Genomic DNA, 20,816 nt, shown 5'->3' with positions numbered 1-20,816 from the left:
GATTGGATTTACAGGGCAACGACCGCGTCGCCGAGGATCTTGGTTTCGCCGTACTGGTTGGCGGTCTGGATTTCCAGCCTGATGCGCTGCTCCTTGCCATCCGGGCCGTCCGCTTCCAGCTTTTCCACCACGCGGCCGCTGCAGGTGATGCGATGGCCCAGGTGCGTGATGCCGACGAAGCGCACGCCGAACTGGCGCAGCTGGCGCTGGTCGACCCACTGCGTCAGCAGGCGGCCGAGGTAGGCCATCGACAGCATGCCGTGCGCGAACACGTCGGGCATGCCGGCCTTGCGCGCGTAGTCGGTATCGATATGGATGGCGTTGTGGTCGTTCGACGCGCCGGCGAACAGCGCCAGCGTGGTGCGGTTGATCGGTTCCAGCGTCAGCGGCGGCAGGGTGTCGCCCACCTTGACCTGGTCGAAACTCAGTTTGCTCATGTGGGGCCTCCGGTTCAGCCGTTGCGTTGCACCAGCACGCTGCGCAGGTCGGCAATGTGTTCGCCGTCCTGGTTGGTCACGCGCGTATTGCGCACCACGAACTCCAGTGCACCGTTCTTCTTGTCGTAGATGTCCTCGATGGTGGTGCGCAAGTGCAGCACGTCGCCCGCGTAGGCCATGCGGTGGTAGGTGAAGGACTGCTCGCCGTGCAGGATGCGCTCGGGCTTGATGCCGAGCTCGTCGCGCCAGGCGCTGGGCGGGTTGGCCAGCTCGAGCGAGAACAGGAAGGTCGGCGGCAGTGGCAGGCCGGGATGACCGGCGTCGCGCGCGGCGGCTTCGTCGAGGTAGATGGGATCGGTCTGGCCGGTGGCCTTGGCGAAGAAGCGCAGCTGGCTGGCCGGCGCGGACGTGCGGAAATCCGCGACGACCTTGCCGATGTGTTTCTTGTCGATCATGGATAGTCTCCCGTGAATGCGTGCGCTCAGGCGTGCTTCTGGTACAGCGTCACGACGCAGGCGCCGCCCAGCCCCAGGTTGTGCGTGAGCGCCAGGCGCGCGCCTTCCACCTGGCGCTTGTCGGCGGTGCCGCGCAGTTGCCGGACCATCTCGAAGCACTGCGCCAGCCCGGTGGCGCCCAGCGGGTGGCCCTTGGACAGCAGGCCGCCCGACGGATTGACCACCCACTTGCCGCCGTAGGTGTTGTCGCCGTCGTTGACCAGCTGCTCGGCGCCGCCTTCCTCGCACAGGCCCAGGCCTTCATAGGTCAGCAGCTCGTTCTGCGCGAAGCAGTCGTGCAGTTCGATCACGTCGATGTCCTGCGGGCCGACTCCCGCCTGCTCGTACACCAGTTGCGAACCCTCGCGGGTCATGTCGAAGCCGACCACGCGGATCATGTCGCGCGCGTCATAGGTGCTGGGGCGGTCGGTGGTCAGGGACTGGCCGGCGATCAGCACGTCGGCCTTCAGTCCTTTCCTGCGCGCGAAGTCCTCCGACACCACGATCGCGGCCGCCGCGCCGCAGGTCGGCGGGCAGGCCATCAGGCGCGTCAGCACGCCTTCCCACAGCGCCGGCGCGGCCAGCACTTCTTCGGGAGTCAATACATTGCGAAACACGGCCAGCGGGTTGTTGGCGGCATGGCGGCTGGCCTTGGCGCGGATCCTGGCGAAGGTCTCGAGCCTGGTGCCGTACTTGTCCATGTGGGCCTTGCCCGCGCCGGAGAACTGGCGAATGGCGTTGGGCAGGTCCTTGCGGTCGACCAGCTCGTCGACCAGGTTGAGCGCGCGCTCCAGCGCCGGGGCGCGGTCGTCCCAGCGCGACTTGAGCGCGCCGGGCTGCATGTACTCGAAGCCGACCGCCAGCGCGCAGTCCACGGCGCCGCTCTGCACGGCCTGGCGCGCCAGGAACAGCGCCGAAGAGCCGGTGGCGCAGTTGTTGTTGACGTTGATGACGGGGATGCCGGTCATGCCGACCTGGTACAGCGCCTTCTGGCCACAGGTGGAGTCGCCGTAGACGTAGCCGGCGTAGGCCTGCTGCACGTCGTCGTAGCCCAGGCCGGCGTCTTCCAGCGCCTGGCGTACGGCCGTGGCGCCCATCACATCATAGGTGTCGCTGCTGCCCGGCTTCTTGAACGGGATCATGCCGGCGCCGGCGACGAAAACCTTGCGAGTCATGTGTGTCCTCCGATGGATGTTCTGGATAGGTGTGGCGTTACAGCTTGCGCGAGATCAGTTCGCGCATCACTTCGCTGGTGCCGCCGTAGATGCGCGTGACGCGCGAATCGGCAAAGGCGCGCGCCACCGGGTACTCGAGCATGTAGCCGTAGCCGCCGTGCAGCTGCACCATCTGGTCCAGCGCCTGGCCCAGCGCCTCGGTGGCGTACAGCTTGGCGACTGCGGCTTCTTCCAGCGTCAGGCGGCGGCGGATGTGCTCGCCCAGGTAGTGGTCGATCATCAGCCGCACCGCGATCGCCTGCGCCTTGATGTCGGCCAGCTTGAACCTGGTGTTCTGGAAGTCCCACACGGTCTGGTTGAAGGCCTTGCGGTCCTTGACGTAGGCCAGCGTGTGCTCCAGCGAGGCTTCGAGCTTGGCCGCGGCGCTGATGGCGATCGAGAGGCGTTCCTGCGGCAGTTCGGCCATCAGGTAGCCGAAGCCCTTGCCTTCTTCGCCGAGCAGGTTGGCTACCGGCACGCGCACGTTGTCGAAGAACAGCTCGGCGGTGTCCTGCGCATGCTGGCCGACCTTGTCGAGCTTGCGGCCGCGGCGGAAGCCTTCACGGTCGGCTTCGACCACGATCAGGCTGACGCCGCGCGAGCCAGCGCCCGGGTCGGTCTTGCAGACCATGATGATCAGGTCGGCGTTCAGGCCGTTGGAGATGAAGGTCTTGCTGCCGTTGATGACGTATTCGTTGCCCTCGCGGATCGCGGTGGTGCGGATGGCCTTGAGGTCGCTGCCGGTGCCGGGCTCGGTCATGCCGATCGCCAGGATGTATTCACCTGAGCAGACCTTGGGCAGCCAGCGCTGCTTCTGTTCCTCGTTGCCGATGCGGGCGATGTACGGCGCGATGATGTCGGAATGCACGCCGAAGCCCGGGCCGCTGATGCCGGCGCGCGCCTGCTCTTCGTTGAAGATGGCGGAGTGGCCGAAGTCGCCGCCGCCGCCGCCGTACTCGGTCGGCAGCGTCACGCACAGCAGCCCTTCGCGGCCGGCCTTGAGCCAGGTCTCTCGGTCGACCTTGCCGGCCTTGTCCCACTCCGCCTGGCGGGGCAGGCATTCGCGCTCAAGGAAGCGCCGCACCGTGGTGCGGAACATCTCGTGGTCGTCGCGGAAGATGGTGCGTTGGATGTTCATGGAGGTCTCCGGATGTCTGCCCGCAACTTGGCGCCGGCGGCGTGCGGTCTGCGGCGTGACGAGTTTTCTGGGAAATGGGAATGCGGTTCGGGCACAGGTCGCCGGCGGGTTGCGGGCCGGGCCACTGGCATGTCGCTAAGGTACTGGGGGGGAGGGGGGCGCGAACACCACCCGCGTCAGGTGGTGGGGTGGGCGCGGTTGCCGCGCGCGGGCTGCGCGGGGGGGAAGGGGGCAGGGAGTAGGGGAGTAGGGGAGTAGGGGGCAGGAGGCCGGTGCCGGGAGGAGGACCGGTGTGAGGCGTGCGCCGCGGAGGGCGCGTTCTCGTGCGCGTGAAGGGGTGTCAGCGCCCCCCGTCGGCCGGCTGGCTGCCCTGGCCAAGCTCGCGGTCGCGCACGCGCGCCACCGCCTCGTCGCGGCTGCTCACGCCGAGCTTGCGGAAGATATTGCGCAGGTGCCATTTCACCGTCTCCGGCGACAGGCCCAGCGTGCGCGCGATCTTCTTGTTGGGCAGCGCCTGGCCGAGCAGGCGCACCACATCGGCCTCGCGGTCGCTCAGTTCTTCGGTGCGGCCCTCTGCCAATCCCGCGGGCGCTGCGCCGGCTGCCGCCGCTCCGGCCGGTGCCCGCTCCGGCATGGCCCGCTGCAGCCGCTCGATGTAGAACGCCAGCACCGGGTCGAGCCCGGGCATGCCGGCGATGTCTTCGATCTGCCGCATCGCGCCCGGGTAGGCATCGATCAGGCTGCGCATCAGCCCGAGCCGGTGCCCGCGGCGCAAGCCTTCGAGCGCATGCCCGCGCGCGCCCTCCGGATCGCCGCGGCGCATGGCGACGCCCGCGGCCAGCATGTGCAGCTGCGCCACGTGGCGCTGCCAGCCGCGCGTTTCGCAGTAGGCAATCAGCGGCGCCAGCCGCGTCCAGGCGGCGCGCAGGTCGTCATGCGCGAGGCTGGCCATCACGTGGGCCCGCTCGGTCACCATGTGGATGGCGTCGAGGAAGCCGCGCGGCGCATCGCGGTGGCGCGCGGCAATGGCGTCGAGCCGGGCCAGCACCGCTTCGGCCGTGGCGATGTCGCCGCTGGCCAGGTGCAGGCGGACCTGGTTGGACAGGCTCTGCGCCACCAGCCTGTCCAGGCCCTGCTGCGTGCCATAGTCCTCCAGGCGCTCCAGCTGCGCGAAGGCATCGAGCCGGTGGCCGATGATCCAGTGCGCCGCGGCCAGTACGGTATGCACGCGCAGCACGGAATCGGGGATCGAGACGCGTTCCAGCACGTCGACGCGGTCTTCGAGCAGCTTGCGCGCGGCGTCCAGGTCGTTGTGCTCGTACAGCACTTCGCCCAGCAGCGCGGCGGCAAAGTACTCCGGCTCGGCGCCGGCGCCGCCGTGCCCCACCAGCTCGGCTTCGCGCAGCACGTCGCGGCTGATCCGCTCGACCTGCGTCACGTTGCCTTCCATCGCGTGGCTGAACCCGGCCAGGCAGCGGCCGTTGAGCATGCCGCTGGCGGTGCCCAGCAGCGGCACCCCGTCGATCAGCAGCGGCGGCGTCTCGGCGTGGATCGCGCGCGCACGTTCGTAGTCGCCCAGGTGCATGTACAGCAGCGACAGCAGGTTGTTGCGCGAGCCCATGTAGAAGGGCGCGATATCGGCCGGGGCGGCTTCGATCTCGGGCAGCAGCGCCAGCGCGCCGGCGGTGTCGTCGCGCAGCAGCACCAGGCTGAAGCGCAGCAGCGCCAGCCGGTAGCGCAGCGAAGCGTAGCCGGGACCGATTGCGGGTCCGAGATCGGCTTCGAGCCGGTCGGCCGCCGCGGCACAGCCGTCGAGGTCGCGCGTGAGCATCTGCATGCGCAGCGCCAGCAGCCGCAGTTCCGGACGCGCCTGGATCTCGCTGGCGGGAAGCAGGCGCAGCAGTCCCAGCGCCGTGCGTACCTCGCCGCGCGCCATCAGGGTGTCGGTATAGCGTTCAACCAGCTCGGCCGCGGTGCCGGCATCGCCGGCGAGCACGGCGTGGTGGACCGCCTCGGCCAGCATGCGATGTTCGCGGAACCAGCGCCAGGCCGCCCCGTGGATGGCGCGCCGCTGCGCCTCGCCGCGCGCGCGGAAGCGCTCGGCCAGGGTTTCGCGCAGCAGCGGGTGCAGGCGGTACCAGGCTTCGCGTTCGGGGCCGGAAGTGGGGGTGATAAAGAGGTTCTCTTGCTCCAGCCGCGTCAGCAGGGCCAGCACCTCGTGCTCGCCCATCGCCTGTTCGCCCAGCGCCTGGCACAGCGATGCCGTAAAGCGTTCGCACGCGGCCGCGCGCACCAGCAGTTCGGCTTCGTCGGGCGCCAGCCGCGACAGGACATCGCGCTCGAAATATTCGGCAAAGGCGCCGGCGTCCTGCACGTTGGCCTGCACCAGGCCGCTGGCGAAGGTCGGGCCGCTGGCGCTGGCCTTCTTGCGCTTCCAGTGCGCGGCGAACAGCTGCAGGCCGGCGACCCAGCCGTCGGCCAGCTCGTGCAGCAGGCGCGCATCGCGCGCGCTGATCTCGCCCAGCTGGGCCCGCAGGAAGTGCTGCGATTCGGCCAGCGTGAAGCGCAGGTCGCGCTGGTCCAGTTCCAGCAGCTGGCCCTGGTCGCGCAGGCGCCCAAGCGACAGCGGCAGCGCCGCGCGCGTGGCGAGTACCACGTGGAAGTTGGGCGGGGCGTAGTCGAGCAGCCATTGCAGCGGCTGCAACACGCGTGCGGAGCCCAGGTGATGCACATCGTCGAGCACCAGCGTCACTTCACGCGAATGAGCGCCGATGCCGCGCACCAGCGCCACGATGGCGCGTTCGACGGCTTCATCGTCGGTGCCGCGTTCGGCCAGCAGCACGGCCTCGCGGGTAATGTCGGGGCTGATCTCGGCCAGGCAGGCGAGCACGCGGTCGAGCCAGCGCTGGCGCTCGTTGTCGGTGGGTTCCAGCGCCAGCGCGGCCATGTCGAAGCCCAGCGCCAGCAGGTCAAGGCGCCAGGCGCTCAGCAGCGCGGTCTTGCCGTAGCCGGCCGGTCCCTGCAGCACGATGCAGCGCCGCCGGCGCGCCTCGGTCAGCTGCGCCAGCAGCCGTTCGCGCGCAACCACGCGCGCCGCGCTGCGCAGCGATGCCGGGCGCGACGGCGGCGAGGGCAGCGTGGTGGGCTGGCTGCCGGGTGGCGACGGAGGGTTGGCTGGCGTGGGGGGCATCGGAGCGGCGGGATAGGTAAGCCTGCGCAAGCCCATGCAAGCGGCTGCGCTGGCTCGCGGGCGCCAGGACGTCCAGCCCTGGCGCGGCAACGGGCAGCTGTTGCCGCGATTGTATGGCAGAAGCCGCGGCCAGGCGATAGCGGCCCGGCAGGACCGCCGGCATGGCGGCGGTCCTGCCTTGAGCGCGCCAGGGTGCAGGCAGCACATGCATGCCGCCCGGGACAGATGGGTGAGGGTTTGCCGATGCCGGGCGTTGCCACGTGGCCTTATCGTCCGCCCGCGATTGCGCAGTGCCCCAGGCTATTCCGCGGTGGCGCCGCTGGTCTTGATCATGCGCGCGATCACCGGCTCGGTGGCATCGAATTCGCGCCGGAACTCGGACGGGCTGTTGCCGACCGGCTCCATGGCCGGCGCGTCCAGGCGCGTGCGCATGGCGGGCGACAGGATCGACGCGCGTGCTTCCGTTTCCAGCCGCGACAGGATCGCCGCCGGCGTGCCGGAACGCACGAACAGGCCGAACCACGCCGGCGAGCGCAGCTCGTGCTCCTTGAGCCCGGCCTCGGCCATGGTCGGTACCTCGGGCAGTTCCTTGATGCGCTGCTCGCCCATCACGGCCAGCGGGCGCACGCGACCGCTCTTGATATGCGGCCCCAGCGTGGTCATCGAGCCGATCGCCCACGACACGTTGCCGGCGATCATGTCCTGCGCCATGGGCGCCTCGCCCTTGTAGGCGACGTGCGCCATGTCCAGGCCGCGGGTCTGGTTCAGGTGCGAGCCCACCAGGTGCGGGAAGGTGCCGACGCCATACGAGCCGTAGCTGACCTTGCCCTTGTTCTTCGCGGCCCAGTCGAGCAGCTCCTGCACGCTCTTGACCGGCACGTCGCGGTTGACGGCCAGCACGATCTTGCCGACGCACAGCTCGGTGACAAAGGACAGGTCGCGGCGCACGTCGTACTGCACATTGCGGTACAAGTGCGGCGTATTGATCAGCGGCGCCGAATGGCTGAGCAGCATCGTATAGCCGTCAGGCGCGCCGCGTGTGATGGCCTGCACCGCGATCACGCCGGCGCCGCCGGGCTTGTTGTCGACGATGATGGTCTGGCCCAGGCGCTTGCCCATTTCTTCGGCCAGCGCGCGCGCGAGCGTGTCGGTGGCGCCGCCGGGCGGCCCCGGCACCACCAGCGTAATCGGGCGAGCCGGATAGGTCTGCGCGCCGCTGGTGGCGCTCCAGGCGCTGCAGGCGATCAGGGCGAATGCAATCAGGGAGGTCTTGGTGCGCATGTCGTTTGCCTCGATGGATCAACGGTGTGGGAATGGCGGGGTACGACCAAGGTAGCGGACGGGATGGGGCGGCACCCCCCACCGGAATGGGCGGGGCGGGATAGTCCTATCAGTGTCTACCCTAGACCGCTGCCCCCGAGCGGGTGCAGGGCGCCGGATACGATGCCGGCCGCATGTGCGGCCGGCAAGGGAAGAGCAGGAAGGAGGGAGGGAGCGGCGGCTCAGCTTGCCCCGAGCGCGCCAAGCCCCATGGCCCGGAGTTGCGCGATGCCGTCACTGTCGAAGCCCCAGTCGCGCAGCGCGGCTGCGCCATGCTGGCCGCGTTCGGGGGCGCCGCGCAGCACCTCGGACGGCGTGCCGAGAAAACGCGGCGCGGGCGCGGGCTGCACCACGCCGTCAATCTCGATGAAGCTGCCGCGCGCGCGGTGGTGCGGGTGCCGCGGCGCTTCGCTGAACTCGAGCACCGGCGCCACGCAGGCGCCCCAGCCGGTCATGCGCCCGTAGACCAGCTTCGGGTTGCGCGCGAGCGCGACCTCCGGCCCCAGGCCCAGGCGTTCCATGGTGCCGGGGCGGAAGCCTTCGAGCACGACGTCGGCGCGCTCGATCAGCGCCAGCGCCGCGCGCTGCTTCAGGTCCAGCGTGACCGAGCGCCGGCCGCGGCCGGTGATGTCGATGCGGCGGGCGCCCTCGTTCTTCTTCGGGCCGAGGTCGGCGGGGGCCACGGGGCGGTCGACGCGGATCACGTCGGCGCCCATGTCGGCCATCAGCATTGCGCCGAACGGGCCCGGCCCGATGGCTTCGAATTCGAGTACGCGGATTCCGCTCAGTACGCCCATGTCGCTATCTCCTGTGGGGGTGGAGGCGAGCGCCGCCCATGCCGGCGCGTTGCCGTCTGCCTCAAGTAGACCAAATGCCGGTCGGCGGCGAACCCACCCGCTTTTGCAGCGCACAATCGCACTCCTATAATCTGCTGGCGCCGACTGGCGGCCCGCACCGGGTCGCACGGCAAGCGAAGATTCCAGTGAGCCGGAGGCAGCAGTGAGCCAGACCCAGCGCGCCAGCGCATTGCCAACAGGAGCCGGACATCGTGTGCGGACCGCTTCGCCGGCGCGTCTGCTGCCGGTGCTGGGCGAACTCAGGCAGGAAGTGCGCGCGCTCAGCCGCCATGCGCACCGGCTCGCGCTGGCGCAGGCCGGTGGCGAAGCGAACCACGGTGAAGGTGCCTACCATGCCTGCCTGGCAGCGCTGTTCGAGCGCTGGATCGAAGATCGCGCGGGTCGGTCACAGGTGGTGTGCTTTGCCTCGGCGGCGGAGTTCGGCCTGCCGCTGCACCGTCATGCGGAGCGCTGCCGCGCGGCGGCCATGCGCGAAGGTTCGCACGCGGTGCGCGCGTTGTATTGGGCGGCGTTGCACCGCACACGCAGCCGTGTCGGCATGACCGCGCAGATGGACGATGCTCTGGCCGCGGTACTGCCCCTGGCGGCGGAATCCATGCAGGCGCCCGACGCGGCCAACGTATCGCCGCAGGTGCTGTGCTGCCATTGCGAGCGGCTGCGGCTGGATGCGCGCTGCGCCGACGGCCATGGGGCGCTGCGCGCGCTGGGCGAGGCACAGTGGCGCAGCGTCGGCGCGGGTGTGCCGTGCGAGACGCGCGAGCACCAGTGCGCCTCGTGCAAGACCCGCTGGACGCAGCATCGCAGCGCGGCGGATCCGTTCACCGTCTGGACCATCTGCCTCGGTTCACCGCGCGTGCCTTGCCCTCCCAGTGCGGCGCGCGCAGGTCCTGCTGAGGATCATGCCGGCGCCGACCGCTACAATCCGCGATGGGACATTTCTGAATACAAGAAGACTTGATGACATACATCGTTGACGCGGTGGACGAGGCGCTGGGCCTGCTGATGCTGGTGGCCGAACATCCTTCACTGGGGGTGACCGAGCTGGCTCGCCGCGCGGGGCTGACCAAGGCGCGCGCCTTTCGCTTGCTGGCCACGCTGGAGCATCGCGGCATGATCGCGCGCGAGCCCGCGGCGGCGGTCTACAAGCTCAGCTACAACGCCTTGCTGGTGGGCAACGCCGCGCGCGACCAGTTCGACCTGGTCAAGGTGGTGGCGCCGCGGCTGGCGGCGATCGGCGCGGCCTGCGGCGAGAACGTGATCGTGCGCGTGCGCGACGGGCTGGAATCGGTCTGCGTGGCGCGGCACGAATCGTCGCAATCGGTGCGCGTTCATACCGAGGTGGGCAACCGGCGGCCGCTGCATGTGGGCGCCTCGGGCAAGCTGCTGCTGGCTTTCGCCGCGCCCGAGGTGGTTGACGCCGTGGCCGCGCAGAACCTGGAGCGCTTTACCGAGCGCACCATTGCTACCGCCGAACAACTGCGCGAGGAACTTGCCGCGATCCGTGCCGCCGGGCACGCCGTGTCGCTGGGCGAGCGTGATGCCGATGCGGTGTCGGCGGCGGCGCCGTTGCGCGACCACGGCGGTGCGGTGGTGGCATCGCTGAGCATCGCCAGCCCGGCCAGCCGGACCACGCCTGAGGCGCTGGCCAGGCATGTCGCGATGGTGGTGGAAGAGGCCGCGGCGCTGTCGCGGGCGTTGGGATATGCCGGCGGCTGACGCCGCGATCGCGTAACCATGGTCCGGTCAAGAGCGGCGCTTCGGCGCCGCTTTTTTTGTCCTCATTTCTTCTTTTGCCGGGTAAACCCTCGTTACTGACCTCGTCTGGATGTTTTATTCTCCGACACATCGTATCGGTAAATGAAACAATGTTTCGATCAACGAGATTCCCCCAAGCCGCGCTGGCGCTCGCCTTGGCCTTGTCCGCACTGGCGGACGCCGGTCGGCCGGCCCATGGCGCCGACCTGCGCATCGGCTACAAGACCGAGGTGAGTGCTGCCGACCCGCATGTGCTCGACGCCGCCGGCCGCAACCTGTGGGGCCACGTGTATGAGACCCTGGTCGGCCTCGACAACGCCTTGCGCCCGGTGCCGCTGCTGGCCACCGGCTGGCGCCAGCTGGATGACCACAACTGGGAATTCCAGCTGCGCCCGGGCGTGAAGTTCAGCAATGGCGCGCCGTTCACCGCGCAGGACGCGCGCTATTCGATCGAGCGCGCACGCAAGCTGCCCGGCGCACGCACCTTCCGCACCTACCTGAAGTCGGTGGAGGCGGTCGAGGCCACGGGCCCGCTGACGCTGCGCGTGCGCACCCGCACGCCCAACCCGGTGCTGCCGCAGAACATCGGCATGGTGGCGATGCTGCCGCACGGGCTGGGGCAGGGCGTGCGCGAGGCGGACTTCGCCCATGGCCGGGCGAGCATCGGCACCGGCCCGTACCGGCTGGTGGCGTGGGAGCATGGCCAGCAGCTGACGCTGGCGCGCAATCCCGGCTACTGGGGCGGCGCGCAGCCGTGGGACCGGGTGGTGTTCCAGTTCATCCCCAAGGAGCCGGCGCGTGCGTCGGCGCTGCTGTCGGGCCTGGTGGACGTGATCGATGGCTCGTCGGCCAGCATTGCCGAAGCCTTCGCGCGCACCAACGGCCGCATCCGCACCGTGTCGGCGACGTCGTACATGCTGAACTACCTGCAGCTCGACCAGGGGCGGGCGGTCTCGCCCTATGTGCAGGATGCCGCCGGCCGGCCGCTGCCCGCCAATCCGTTGCGCGACGTGCGCGTGCGCCAGGCCATCAGCCTCGCGATCGACCGCGACCTGATCGCGGCGCGCGTGACCAAGGGCGATTCGGTGCCGGCCGGGCAGGTGGTGCCGGCAGGTTTCTTCGGCTTTGCCCCGGACGTGCGCGCGCCGCGCGCCGATGCCGCCGAGGTGCGCAGGCTGCTCATCGCGGCCGGCTATCCCGACGGCTTTCGCCTGACGCTGCATTGCCCGAGCGACCGCTACCTGAACGATGCCAAGACCTGCGAGGCCGTGGGCCAAATGCTGACCCGCGCCGGCATCCGCACCGAAGTGCGCACGTTGCCGTACTCGGTCTACATCACGCGCGCCACCTCGGGCGGCGAGGGCGGCAAGCCTGAGTTCAGCGCCTTCCTGCTCGGCATCGGCGCGGTCAGCGGCGATTCGCTGGAACCGCTGGTGGCGGTGGCGCATGCGCAGGACAAGGCCGCCGGCCTGGGCGCGAACAACCGCAGCGGCTATGCCAATCCCGCGCTGGACGCGCTGATCGAAACCTCCATGCGCACCATGGCGCCGGCGCCGCGCGAGCAGTTGCAGCGCCGCGCCGCTGGCATGCTGGCCGCCGACGCTGGCATCGTGCCGCTGCACCACCTGCGCGCCGCCTGGGCGTATCGCGCCGGACTGGAAGTGCAGCCGCGCGCCGACGGCTTTACCTACGCCGGCAACATCCGCCCCGCAGCGCCTGCAGCAACCACTGCGGCGCAACCCTGACTCACCGCTTCCTGTCCTGATCGCTATGCTCGAAACCCTGTTGAAGCGGCTGCTGCAAAGCCTTGTCGTGCTGTGGCTGATGTCGGTGCTGACCTTCTGCGCCGTCAACCTGATCGGCGACCCGGTCCACCTGCTGGTCAGCCCCACCGCCACCGAGCAGGAAATTGCCGACGCGCGCCACGCGCTCGGGCTGGACCTGCCGGTGCTGCAGCAATACCTGCGCTTCATGCAGGGCGCGCTGCGCGGCGACCTGGGCGATTCCTTTATCTACAACCGTCCCGCGATCGAGCTGATCGTCAGCCGCGTGCCCGCCACGCTGGAGCTGGCCGTGACCGCGCTGCTGCTGTCGCTGGGCATCGGCATCCCGATGGGCGTGTTCGCCGGGCTCAGGCCGGGCAGCCGGCTGGCGCGCGCGCTGATGGCGGTCTCGCTGGGCGGCGTGATCATGCCGACGTTCTGGGTCGGCATGATCGGCATCCTGGTGTTCTCGGTGAACCTGGGCTGGCTGCCATCCGGCGGGCGAGGTCCGGTCAGCACCGTGCTGGGCATGCCGCTGTCGGTGACCACCTGGGAAGGGATCCGCTTCCTGCTGCTGCCGGCGCTGACGCTGTCGCTGTTCAAGATCTCGCTGGTGGCGCGGCTGGCCGAAGCCGGCACGCGCGACGTGGCGGGGCAGGAGTACATCAAGTTTGCCCGCGCCAAGGGCGTGGGCGGCGCGCGGCTGGTGCTGCGACACGTGGTGCCCAATGTGCTGATCCCGATCATCACCGTGGTGGGCCTGGAGTTCGGACACCTGATTGCCTTCTCGGTGGTGACCGAGTCGGTGTTCTCCTGGCCGGGCATGGGCAAGCTGATCATCGATTCGGTGCTGGCGCTGGACCGCCCGGTGGTGGTGGCCTACCTGCTGGTCACGCTGGTGCTGTTCGTGGTGCTGAACCTGGTGGTCGACCTGCTCTACGTGGTGCTCGATCCGCGGCTGCGCCACAAGGCGGGCTGAGCCCGACTGCATCCATCCCCACAGAAACCATGGAAAACGAACGAGAACCCATCGATGTCCCTGCCTGCATCCCAACCTGACACTGCCGTGCCGGCGCTGGCGGCGAGCGCCGCGCCTGACGCGCCGCTGCCCATCACCCCGTCCTCCACGCGGCCCTCGCTGCTGCGGCGCTTCGTCGCCAACCGCGTCGCGGCGGCGGCACTGGCGCTGCTCGTGGTCCTGCTGTTGATCGCCGCGCTGGCCCATGTCATCAGCCCGCAGAACCCGTATGACCTGGCCACGGTGTCGGTGATCGACTCCGAGCTGCCGCCCGGCAGCGCCGGCTATGAGGGCAACGCGCACTACTGGCTCGGCACCGACGGCGCCGGCCGCGACCTGGTCAGCGCGATCTTCTATGGCATCCGCATCAGTGTGGGCGTGGGCGTGATCAGCGCGGTGGTGGCGCTGATGGTCGGCAGCGCGGTCGGCCTGGCGGCGGCTTACTTCGGCGGCATCGTCGATGCCGCGATCATGCGCGTGGTCGACCTGCAGCTGAGCCTGCCGGCTGTGCTGGTGGCGCTGATCCTGCTGGCCGTGCTGGGGCAGGGCGTCGACAAGACGCTGCTGGCGCTGGTGATCGTGCAGTGGGCCTACTTTGCCCGCACGGTGCGTGGCGCGGCGCAGGTGGAGCGGCGCAAGGAGTATGTCGAGGCGGCGCTCGGCCAGGGGCTGCCGGCGCTGCGTGTGATGTTCCGCCATATCCTGCCCAACTGCATGGCGCCGCTGGTCGTGACCGGCACGCTGCAGATCGCGCATGCCATCACGCTGGAAGCGACCATGAGCTTCCTCGGCATCGGCCTGCCGCGCACGCAGCCGTCGCTCGGCATGCTGATCGCCAACGGCTTCGAGTACATGCTGTCGAACAAGTACTGGATCAGCATTTTCCCGGGCGTGGCCCTGGTGCTGCTGATCGGCTCGATCAACCTGGTGGGCGACCGCCTGCGCCGCGTGCTGAACCCGCGGCTGGACGGCTGAGGCCGGGAGGCGGACATGGCACTACTGGAAGTCTCCGGGCTGAGCACCAGCTTTGCATTGGCCAACGGCCGCAAGGCATTGAAGGCCGTCGACGATGTCTCCTTTGCGCTGGAGCCGGGTGAAATTCTCGGCATCGTCGGCGAGTCCGGCTCGGGCAAGTCGGTGACGGCGTTCTCGCTGATGAACCTGCTGGACCCGCCCGGGCGCGTCACCGGCGGCTCGGTCCGCTTCAAGGGGCAAGAGTTGCTGGCGTGCTCGCCGCGCCAGTGGCGGGCGTTGCGCGGCGACCGCATCGCGATGGTGTTCCAGGACCCGATGATGTCGCTGAACCCGGTGATGCGCGTCGGCGACCAACTGGTCGAGACCGTGCGGGTACACCACCGCCGCACCCGCGCGCAGGCACATGCGCAGGCGGTCGATGCGCTGGCGCGCGTGGGCATCCCGGCGCCGCAGGAGCGCATGCGTGCCTACCCGCACGAGCTGTCCGGCGGCATGCGCCAGCGCGTGGCGATTGCCAATGCGCTGATCAACCGGCCCGACCTGATCATTGCCGACGAGCCCACCACGGCGCTCGACGTCACCATCCAGGCGCAGATCCTGTACGAGATGAAGCAGCTGGTGCGCGAGACCGGCGCAGCGGCGATCTGGATCAGCCATGACCTGGCCGTGGTCAAGGACCTGGTCGACCGGGTCTGCGTGATGTACGCCGGCAGGGTGGTGGAGCAGGGGCCGGTGGCCGAGGTGATCGCGCGGCCGCTGCATCCGTACACGCGCGGGCTGCTCGATTCATTGCCCACGCCTGAAATGCGTGGCGCCACGCTGCGCGCGATTCCCGGCGCCGCGCCGGCACTGGCGGCGCTGCCGCCGGGATGCGCCTTCGCGCCGCGCTGTCCGCGCGTGCGCGGGGCCTGCAGCGAGCCGCCCGCGGCAACCGTGGTGCGTGGCCGCACGCTGCGCTGTTTTTATCCATTGGAGTCGGCATGACCGTGCTGCTTGAAACCCGCCAATTGCAGAAACGCTTTTCGCTGAAGCCTGGCCTGCTGGGCCGCATGGCCGGCAAACCGGTGCAGGCGGTGCATGCCGTCAATGAGGTCTCGCTGCAGGTGCGCAAGGGCGAGGTGCTCGGCGTGGTCGGCGAGTCCGGCTGCGGCAAGTCCACGCTGGGCCGCATGCTGGCCGGGCTGCTGCCGCAGAGCGGCGGCGAGATTGCGTGGGAAGGGCGGCGCGCCGATGTCGAATCGGCCGCCTATCACCGCGCGGTGCAGATGGTGTTCCAGAATCCCTATGCCTCGCTCAATCCGCGGCTGCGCATCGGCCAGGCCATTACCGAGGGCGCGGTCTACCATCGCATGGTCAGCCGCGCGCGGGCTACGGAACTGGCCGGCGACCTGCTGCAGCAGGTCGGGCTGGACCCCAGCTACGCCGAGCGCTATCCGCACGAGTTTTCCGGCGGCCAGCGCCAGCGCGTGGCGATCGCCCGTGCGCTGGCGCTGCGCCCGCGGCTGCTGATCTGCGATGAGGCCGTGTCCGCGCTCGATGTCTCGGTGCAGGCGCAAATCATCAACCTGTTCATGGCGCTGCGGCGTGAGCATGGGCTGACCTACGTCTTCATCAGCCACAACCTGGCGGTGGTGGAGCACATGTCCGACCGCGTCGCGATCATGTACCTGGGCCGCGTCGTCGAGAGCGGCGATGCCCGTACGGTGTTCGCAGCGCCCAATCACCCATATACCCGCGCGCTGCTTGCCGACGCGCCGCGGCTGGGCGGCGGCACCGCCTGCCACCAGCCGATCCGCGGCGAGTTGCCGAGCCCGCTGGCGCCGCCCACCGGCTGCGCCTTCCATCCGCGCTGCCCGCATGCCAGCGCACGCTGCGCCGCCGAAGTGCCGGTGCTGCGCGATCTCGGCGGACGCCTGTCCGCCTGCCACCTGAATGACTAGCTAGCCGCCGCACGCGGCACGCCTCGCTCCCGGAATTGCGCTGCCGTCCCGCCATGGCGGGACGGCGGGGGAGCGTTCGCGCCGCGCGCAAGAACAAGACGACGGCAGACGGGAGATCCAAACGGGGGGAAGTCATCCATCGCCAACCAGGGAAAGGGAGAAAAGCCATGATTCAAGTCAGACCATATTGGGGACCAGATCGGGGACCAGATCGGGGACTCTATCGGCGGCAAGTGCGCCACGCCTGCATCGGTAGCGCGCTAGCCTTGCTGTCGGCCGCGGCCGACGCATCGGTGACGCTGTACGGCCGCATCGATACCGATATCGAATACCAGAAGGGGCCGGACGGCTCGGCCACGCAGATGGTCGACAACGCATCGCGCTGGGGCATGCGTGGCAGCGAAGACCTCGGCGGCGGACTGCGCGCCGCGTTCGGCCTGGAGCAGGGATTTGCCGCCGACAGCGGCGTGGCCACCAACCCGCAGTTCCGCAATGCCTTCGTCGGGCTGCAGGGCGGCTTTGGCGCGATTGCGCTGGGCCGGCTGGATTCCGCCACCATCGTCGGTTCGCCGATCTATTCGCAGGTGACGCAGAACGTAGACTTTGCCATCCACGATGCCGGCGCCACCGCGATCGGCACCAAGGTGCTGAACGCGCGCAACCGCGTGTCCAATGCGCTCGGCTACATGACGCCCGACTTTGGTGGCTTTTCCGTGCGGGCGCGCGTGAACCTGGCCGGTCCTGATCCGGCCACGCCCAACGCCAGCTCTCCGGTGAAGGCGGAGGACGATCTCCGCCAGTACGACATCGGCCTGAACTATGCGGCAGGCAAGTTTGCGGCGGGCCTGGGCTATTCGCGCGATGCCAAGACCGGCGGGCTGGTTGCCAACGACTTCCGCGACAAGGTGCAGGGGGTGGCGTCCTATGACTTCACCGTGGTCAACGTCTACGGGCTCTACGGGCGCGACCGCTACGCCGGCACCGCCACGACGCGCACCGACGTGCCGTACTGGCTGGTCGGCTTCACCGTGCCGTACGGCGCGCACAGCGTGACCGTCAACTACATGGAGCGCGCGGTGCAGCGCGATCCGCAGGGCCGCCTGAAGAAAGTGCAGGCCGCCTATGGCTACCGCCTCAGCAAGCGCACCATGCCCTATGTCTTCTTCGATCGAGAGGACCCGAACTCGCACAAGGACGGCGATACCGTGACCACGGCCGGCATCGGCATCCAGCACAAATTCTGAGCATGACATTTCCCTATACGCTGACCGAACCGGCTGGCGCGGCTTTGCCGCTGATGGTCGATTCTCCGCACAGCGGGCAAGCCCGCGCCGGCAGCCTGCCGGCCGGGCTGCCGCTGGCGGCTTCGCCCGAAGCCCTGCTGACCGGCTGGGACGCCTATGTCGACGAGCTGTTCGAGCATGCGCCCGCGGTGGGCGGCACGCTGCTGTGCGCGGAGTTTCCGCGCTGGCTGGTGGACGTGAACCGTGCCCGCGACGATATCGACCCGGCGCTGGTCGACGGCGCCATGCCGTTCGCGCTACGGCCGAGCGACAAGGCCGGCCGCGGCATGGGCGTGCTGCGCCGGCTGGCGCTGCCGGGCGTGCCGGTCTACGGCGCGCCGCTGTCGCCCGCCATGGCCGAGCATCTGCTGAAGACGTACTACGATCCCTACCATGCCGCGCTTGCCCGCGCGATGGCGGCGCACCATGCGCGCTTCGGCGCGGTGTGGCATCTCGACTGTCATTCGATGAAGTCGCGCGGCAATGCCATGAACGTGGACCATGGCTCGGAGCGGCCGGATTTTGTCATCAGCAACCGCGACGGCACCACCTGTCCGGAAGCATTCATCGAGCTGGTCGGGCAATGCCTGCGTGGCTTTGGCTACCAGGTCGGCATCAACTGGCCGTACAAGGGCGCGGAACTGGTGACAGCGTATTCGGACCCGGCGCGCGGGCGCTACAGCCTGCAGATCGAGATCAACCGCGCGCTGTACCTGGACGAGGCACGCTTCGTGCCGCATGACGGGTTCGCCAGGCTGCATGGCCACCTCGACCAGCTGCTCGAGCGCGTGGCGGACCATATCCGCGCGGAGCTGGCGCGCGGCGCATGAGCGTGTTCAGAGCACCTTGCCCGGGTTCATCAGCCCCAGCGGGTCCAGCGCGCCCTTGATCGCGCGCATTAACGCCAGCTCGACCTCGCTCTTGTAGTGCTGCAGTGCCTCGCGCTTGAGCTGGCCCACGCCATGCTCGGCCGAGATCGAGCCGCAGTGCGAGCGCACGCTGTCGTGCACGATGCGGTTGACCTGGTCCTGGTTGGCCAGGAAGGCGTCATGGTCGACGCCGTCCGGCGGCGAGACGTTGTAGTGCAGGTTGCCATCGCCGAGATGGCCGAAGGTCACCATGCGCGCGCCTGGGAAGGCGTTCTGCAGCAGCGCGTCGGTGGTCTCGATGAAGTCGGCCACGCGCGAGACTGGCACGGCGATATCGTGCTTGATGTTCTTGCCGTCCTCGACCTGCGCCAGCGGGATATGCTCGCGCAGGTTCCAGAAATCGCGCGACTGCTGCACCGATTCGGCCACCACGGCGTCAATCGCCACGCCGGCGTCGAAGGCGGCGTTCATCAGCGATTCGAAGATGCCGCGCGCGTGGGCTTCGCCCTCGCTGTCGGACAGCTCCATCAGCACCAGCTGCGGGTGGATGTCGGCGAATGGATAGCGCAGCTGGGGGTAGTGCTGCGTCACCAGCGCCATGCAGCGCGCCGACATCAGCTCGAAGCCGGTCAGCATTGCACCCGCATACGACTGCGCGATCGCCAGCAGCGCCAGCGCGGCGCGCGGGCTCTGCACCGCGGCCAGCGCGGTGACCGAGGCGCGCGGCAGCGGGAACAGCTTCATCACGGCGGCGGTGATGATGCCGAGCGTGCCTTCGGCGCCGATATACAGGTCGCGCAGGTCGTAACCGGTATTGTCCTTGCGCAGGCCGCGCAGGCCATGCCAGGTGTCGCCCGTCGGCGTCACTACCTCCAGCCCCAGGCACAGCTCGCGCGTATTGCCATAGCGCAGCACCGCGGTGCCGCCGGCATTGGTCGACAGGTTGCCGCCGATGGTGCAGCTGCCCTCGGCCGCCAGGCTCAGCGGAAACAGCCGGCCGTGCTCGCGCGCCACGTCCTGCACGTGCTGCAGCACCACGCCCGCTTCGACGGTAATGGTGTTGTTGAGCGGATCGACCTGGCGGATGCGGTTGAGCCGCTGCAGCGACAGTACCACCGCATCGCGCCCGGCCGCCGGCGTGGCGCCGCCGCACAGGCCGGTATTGCCGCCCTGCGGCACCACCGCCACCTTGTGCGCATGGCAGGCATGGACCGCGGCGGCGACTTCCTCGGTGGTGCCGGGACGCAGAACGGCCAGCGCCTCGCCGCTATAGCGCTTGCGCCAGTCGGTCAGGTAGGAGGCCTTGTCGGCGGCCCCGGTCAGCACGTGCTGCGGGCCCAGCGCGGCGCGGCACAGGGCGAGGAAGGAGTCTTGGGACGAGGTCATGGGCGGAGAATCGATTGCATGGGGAGCGCCGGCTCAGCGCTTTCGCGGCGCTGCCTTGGCCGCCGCGCGGGCGCGGCGCTTGTACGGCCGCAGGTACAGGATGGTACTGGTGAAGAACACCAGCGTCAGCGCCACCTCCACCCAGGCCAGCGTCGCCGAGAAGCCGCGATCGCTGGTGGCGCGCACGATGCCCTCGGTGAAGAACAGCAGGATCAGCATCGACGACCACTGCATGGTATAGCGGTTGCGCGTCAGCACGCCGCGCAGCGGCAGCAGCAGCGGCAGGAACTTGATGATCAGCCACGAGCCGCCCGGGCGCAGCGGCGCCAGGAACCATTCCCAGGCGATGCACAGCGCCATCAGCGCCACCAGGCTGCCCGCGCTGATCCGGTGCAGCCAGGGGCTGTGCAGCGCGCTGTCGCTGTCGGCGGGCGTGTTCATGCGTGCGCCCCGGACAGGCGCAGCGCGGCTTGCGCCAGGCGCCGGCCCATCGCCATCGCCAGCGCCGATTCGTCGTCGGTGATGGGGCCGCGGTTGTCGACATAGGCATGGTGGCTGGGGCCGTACGGCGTGCCGCCCGACGTGGTCGTCATCAGGCCCTTCTCGGAATAGGGCAGGCCCATGATCAGCATGCCGTGGTGCAGCAGCGGCAGCATCATCGACAGCAGCGTGGTCTCCTGGCCACCGTGCAGGGTGCCGGTGGCGGTGAACACGCAGGCGGGCTTGCCGGTCAGCGCGCCCGACAGCCACTGGGCCACGGTGCCGTCCAGGAAATACTTGACCGGCGCGGCCATGTTGCCGAAGCGCGTGGGGCTGCCCAGCGCCAGGCCGGCGCATTCTTCCAGGTCGCGCAGCTCCGCGTAAGGCGGGCCGTCGGCGGGGATGTCGGGGGCGGTGGCCTCGCACACGGTCGAGACCGGCGGCACGGTGCGCAGGCGCGCCTGGGCGCCGGGGACGCTGTCGATGCCATGCGCGATCAGTTCGGCGAGTTTGCGGGTGCTGCCGTGGCGGCTGTAATACAGGACGAGGATGTCGGTCATGGAGCGGGATGGCCGGCGCTGCCGGAAGGGGGCGGCGGGTGCCGCAGGCAATGCGCGTATTATAGAGGTGCCCCCGCGCGCGCTCCCCGCGAAGCGCCGCTTCCGCATCCCGGCAGTTGCCTGTCCACTTGCCGGCC

General features: G+C 69.5%; 19 protein-coding genes. 9 read left to right on the top strand and 10 right to left on the bottom strand.

The genetic code is table 11. From position 1 onward, the window contains the following. Positions 1-8 precede the first annotated feature (8 nt). The 7 genes from J8I34_RS16655 to J8I34_RS16625 form a co-directional block, all read right to left on the bottom strand. Positions 9-437 carry a MaoC family dehydratase gene (locus J8I34_RS16655; RefSeq protein WP_209770662.1) on the bottom strand — a complete coding sequence of 143 codons (429 nt, stop codon included), beginning with the start codon at positions 435-437 and terminating at the stop codon, positions 9-11. A gap of 14 nt (positions 438-451) precedes the next feature. Next, complete coding sequence (locus J8I34_RS16650) at positions 452-892, bottom strand: MaoC family dehydratase N-terminal domain-containing protein (protein ID WP_209806473.1); 441 nt, start codon at positions 890-892, stop codon at positions 452-454. Positions 893-918: 26 nt separating this feature from the next. Then, entirely contained in the window at positions 919-2,106 is a 1,188-nt protein-coding gene (locus J8I34_RS16645; RefSeq protein WP_209806472.1) for a lipid-transfer protein, read from the bottom strand. A gap of 37 nt (positions 2,107-2,143) precedes the next feature. Then, complete coding sequence (locus J8I34_RS16640) at positions 2,144-3,283, bottom strand: acyl-CoA dehydrogenase family protein (RefSeq protein WP_209806471.1); 1,140 nt, start codon at positions 3,281-3,283, stop codon at positions 2,144-2,146. Between the two features lie 340 nt (positions 3,284-3,623). Next, on the bottom strand, positions 3,624-6,473 hold the full coding sequence (locus tag J8I34_RS16635; RefSeq protein ID WP_209806470.1) for a winged helix-turn-helix domain-containing protein: 2,850 nt from the start codon (positions 6,471-6,473) through the stop codon (positions 3,624-3,626). 300 nt (positions 6,474-6,773) lie between these two features. Next, the gene (locus tag J8I34_RS16630; RefSeq protein ID WP_209806469.1) at positions 6,774-7,754 is read right to left on the bottom strand and encodes a Bug family tripartite tricarboxylate transporter substrate binding protein; all 981 of its coding nucleotides are present in this window, start codon (positions 7,752-7,754) and stop codon (positions 6,774-6,776) included. Between the two features lie 221 nt (positions 7,755-7,975). After that, a complete protein-coding gene (locus tag J8I34_RS16625) occupies positions 7,976-8,590 on the bottom strand; it encodes a CoA transferase (RefSeq protein ID WP_209806468.1) in 615 nt (204 codons plus the stop codon). 202 nt (positions 8,591-8,792) lie between these two features. Between J8I34_RS16625 and J8I34_RS16620 the strand changes: the two genes are divergently transcribed. From J8I34_RS16620 to J8I34_RS16580, 9 genes are all read left to right on the top strand, one after another. Further along, positions 8,793-9,608 carry a hypothetical protein gene (locus J8I34_RS16620; RefSeq protein ID WP_371748085.1) on the top strand — a complete coding sequence of 272 codons (816 nt, stop codon included), beginning with the start codon at positions 8,793-8,795 and terminating at the stop codon, positions 9,606-9,608. Beyond that, complete coding sequence (locus tag J8I34_RS16615; RefSeq protein WP_029050028.1) at positions 9,608-10,366, top strand: IclR family transcriptional regulator; 759 nt, start codon at positions 9,608-9,610, stop codon at positions 10,364-10,366. Before J8I34_RS16620 ends, J8I34_RS16615 begins: the two co-directional genes overlap by 1 nt. 149 nt (positions 10,367-10,515) lie before the next feature. Next, entirely contained in the window at positions 10,516-12,150 is a 1,635-nt protein-coding gene (locus J8I34_RS16610) for an ABC transporter substrate-binding protein (protein WP_209806467.1), read from the top strand. 25 nt (positions 12,151-12,175) lie between these two features. Next, a complete protein-coding gene (locus J8I34_RS16605; protein ID WP_209806466.1) occupies positions 12,176-13,147 on the top strand; it encodes an ABC transporter permease in 972 nt (323 codons plus the stop codon). A 54-nt stretch (positions 13,148-13,201) separates the two neighbouring features. After that, a complete protein-coding gene (locus J8I34_RS16600) occupies positions 13,202-14,161 on the top strand; it encodes an ABC transporter permease (protein WP_209806465.1) in 960 nt (319 codons plus the stop codon). A 15-nt stretch (positions 14,162-14,176) separates the two neighbouring features. After that, positions 14,177-15,145: an ABC transporter ATP-binding protein gene (locus J8I34_RS16595; RefSeq protein ID WP_209806464.1), complete on the top strand. Its 969-nt coding sequence runs from the start codon at positions 14,177-14,179 to the stop codon at positions 15,143-15,145. Beyond that, on the top strand, positions 15,142-16,101 hold the full coding sequence (locus tag J8I34_RS16590) for an ABC transporter ATP-binding protein (RefSeq protein ID WP_029050023.1): 960 nt from the start codon (positions 15,142-15,144) through the stop codon (positions 16,099-16,101). Before J8I34_RS16595 ends, J8I34_RS16590 begins: the two co-directional genes overlap by 4 nt. Positions 16,102-16,334: 233 nt before the next feature. Continuing rightward, a complete protein-coding gene (locus J8I34_RS16585; protein WP_209806463.1) occupies positions 16,335-17,345 on the top strand; it encodes a porin in 1,011 nt (336 codons plus the stop codon). Positions 17,346-17,347: 2 nt separating this feature from the next. Beyond that, positions 17,348-18,214: an N-formylglutamate amidohydrolase gene (locus tag J8I34_RS16580; RefSeq protein WP_209806462.1), complete on the top strand. Its 867-nt coding sequence runs from the start codon at positions 17,348-17,350 to the stop codon at positions 18,212-18,214. Positions 18,215-18,220: 6 nt separating this feature from the next. Here J8I34_RS16580 and J8I34_RS16575 read toward each other — a convergent pair whose 3' ends face one another. The 3 genes from J8I34_RS16575 to wrbA are packed head-to-tail and all read right to left on the bottom strand — an operon-like array spanning position 18,221 to position 20,679. Further along, positions 18,221-19,639 carry an FAD-binding oxidoreductase gene (locus J8I34_RS16575; RefSeq protein WP_209806461.1) on the bottom strand — a complete coding sequence of 473 codons (1,419 nt, stop codon included), beginning with the start codon at positions 19,637-19,639 and terminating at the stop codon, positions 18,221-18,223. A 33-nt stretch (positions 19,640-19,672) separates the two neighbouring features. Next, on the bottom strand, positions 19,673-20,080 hold the full coding sequence (locus tag J8I34_RS16570) for a DUF2069 domain-containing protein (RefSeq protein ID WP_029049708.1): 408 nt from the start codon (positions 20,078-20,080) through the stop codon (positions 19,673-19,675). Beyond that, positions 20,077-20,679 (bottom strand): NAD(P)H:quinone oxidoreductase, encoded by a 603-nt coding sequence (gene wrbA / locus J8I34_RS16565; RefSeq protein ID WP_029049707.1) that lies wholly within the window; start codon positions 20,677-20,679, stop codon positions 20,077-20,079. Before wrbA ends, J8I34_RS16570 begins: the two co-directional genes overlap by 4 nt. Between the last annotated feature and the right edge of the window lie 137 nt (positions 20,680-20,816).

Source organism: Cupriavidus phytohabitans (assembly GCF_017815025.1).
In the GTDB taxonomy this organism is placed as follows: Bacteria; Pseudomonadota; Gammaproteobacteria; order Burkholderiales; family Burkholderiaceae; genus Cupriavidus.
Note: the sequence above shows the minus strand (reverse complement) of the source record. Positions and strands in the feature narration are given on the sequence as shown.

Coding starts and splice junctions, on each gene's coding strand:
- J8I34_RS16655 (WP_209770662.1), bottom strand. CDS start 437: ATGAGCAAACTGAGTTTCGACCAGGTCAAGGTGGGCGACACCCTGCCG.
- J8I34_RS16580 (WP_209806462.1), top strand. CDS start 17,348: ATGACATTTCCCTATACGCTGACCGAACCGGCTGGCGCGGCTTTGCCG.
- J8I34_RS16575 (WP_209806461.1), bottom strand. CDS start 19,639: ATGACCTCGTCCCAAGACTCCTTCCTCGCCCTGTGCCGCGCCGCGCTG.
- J8I34_RS16625 (WP_209806468.1), bottom strand. CDS start 8,590: ATGGGCGTACTGAGCGGAATCCGCGTACTCGAATTCGAAGCCATCGGG.
- J8I34_RS16635 (WP_209806470.1), bottom strand. CDS start 6,473: ATGCCCCCCACGCCAGCCAACCCTCCGTCGCCACCCGGCAGCCAGCCC.
- J8I34_RS16605 (WP_209806466.1), top strand. CDS start 12,176: ATGCTCGAAACCCTGTTGAAGCGGCTGCTGCAAAGCCTTGTCGTGCTG.
- J8I34_RS16640 (WP_209806471.1), bottom strand. CDS start 3,283: ATGAACATCCAACGCACCATCTTCCGCGACGACCACGAGATGTTCCGC.
- J8I34_RS16645 (WP_209806472.1), bottom strand. CDS start 2,106: ATGACTCGCAAGGTTTTCGTCGCCGGCGCCGGCATGATCCCGTTCAAG.
- J8I34_RS16630 (WP_209806469.1), bottom strand. CDS start 7,754: ATGCGCACCAAGACCTCCCTGATTGCATTCGCCCTGATCGCCTGCAGC.
- J8I34_RS16600 (WP_209806465.1), top strand. CDS start 13,202: ATGTCCCTGCCTGCATCCCAACCTGACACTGCCGTGCCGGCGCTGGCG.
- wrbA (WP_029049707.1), bottom strand. CDS start 20,679: ATGACCGACATCCTCGTCCTGTATTACAGCCGCCACGGCAGCACCCGC.
- J8I34_RS16570 (WP_029049708.1), bottom strand. CDS start 20,080: ATGAACACGCCCGCCGACAGCGACAGCGCGCTGCACAGCCCCTGGCTG.
- J8I34_RS16610 (WP_209806467.1), top strand. CDS start 10,516: ATGTTTCGATCAACGAGATTCCCCCAAGCCGCGCTGGCGCTCGCCTTG.
- J8I34_RS16615 (WP_029050028.1), top strand. CDS start 9,608: ATGACATACATCGTTGACGCGGTGGACGAGGCGCTGGGCCTGCTGATG.
- J8I34_RS16590 (WP_029050023.1), top strand. CDS start 15,142: ATGACCGTGCTGCTTGAAACCCGCCAATTGCAGAAACGCTTTTCGCTG.
- J8I34_RS16650 (WP_209806473.1), bottom strand. CDS start 892: ATGATCGACAAGAAACACATCGGCAAGGTCGTCGCGGATTTCCGCACG.
- J8I34_RS16595 (WP_209806464.1), top strand. CDS start 14,177: ATGGCACTACTGGAAGTCTCCGGGCTGAGCACCAGCTTTGCATTGGCC.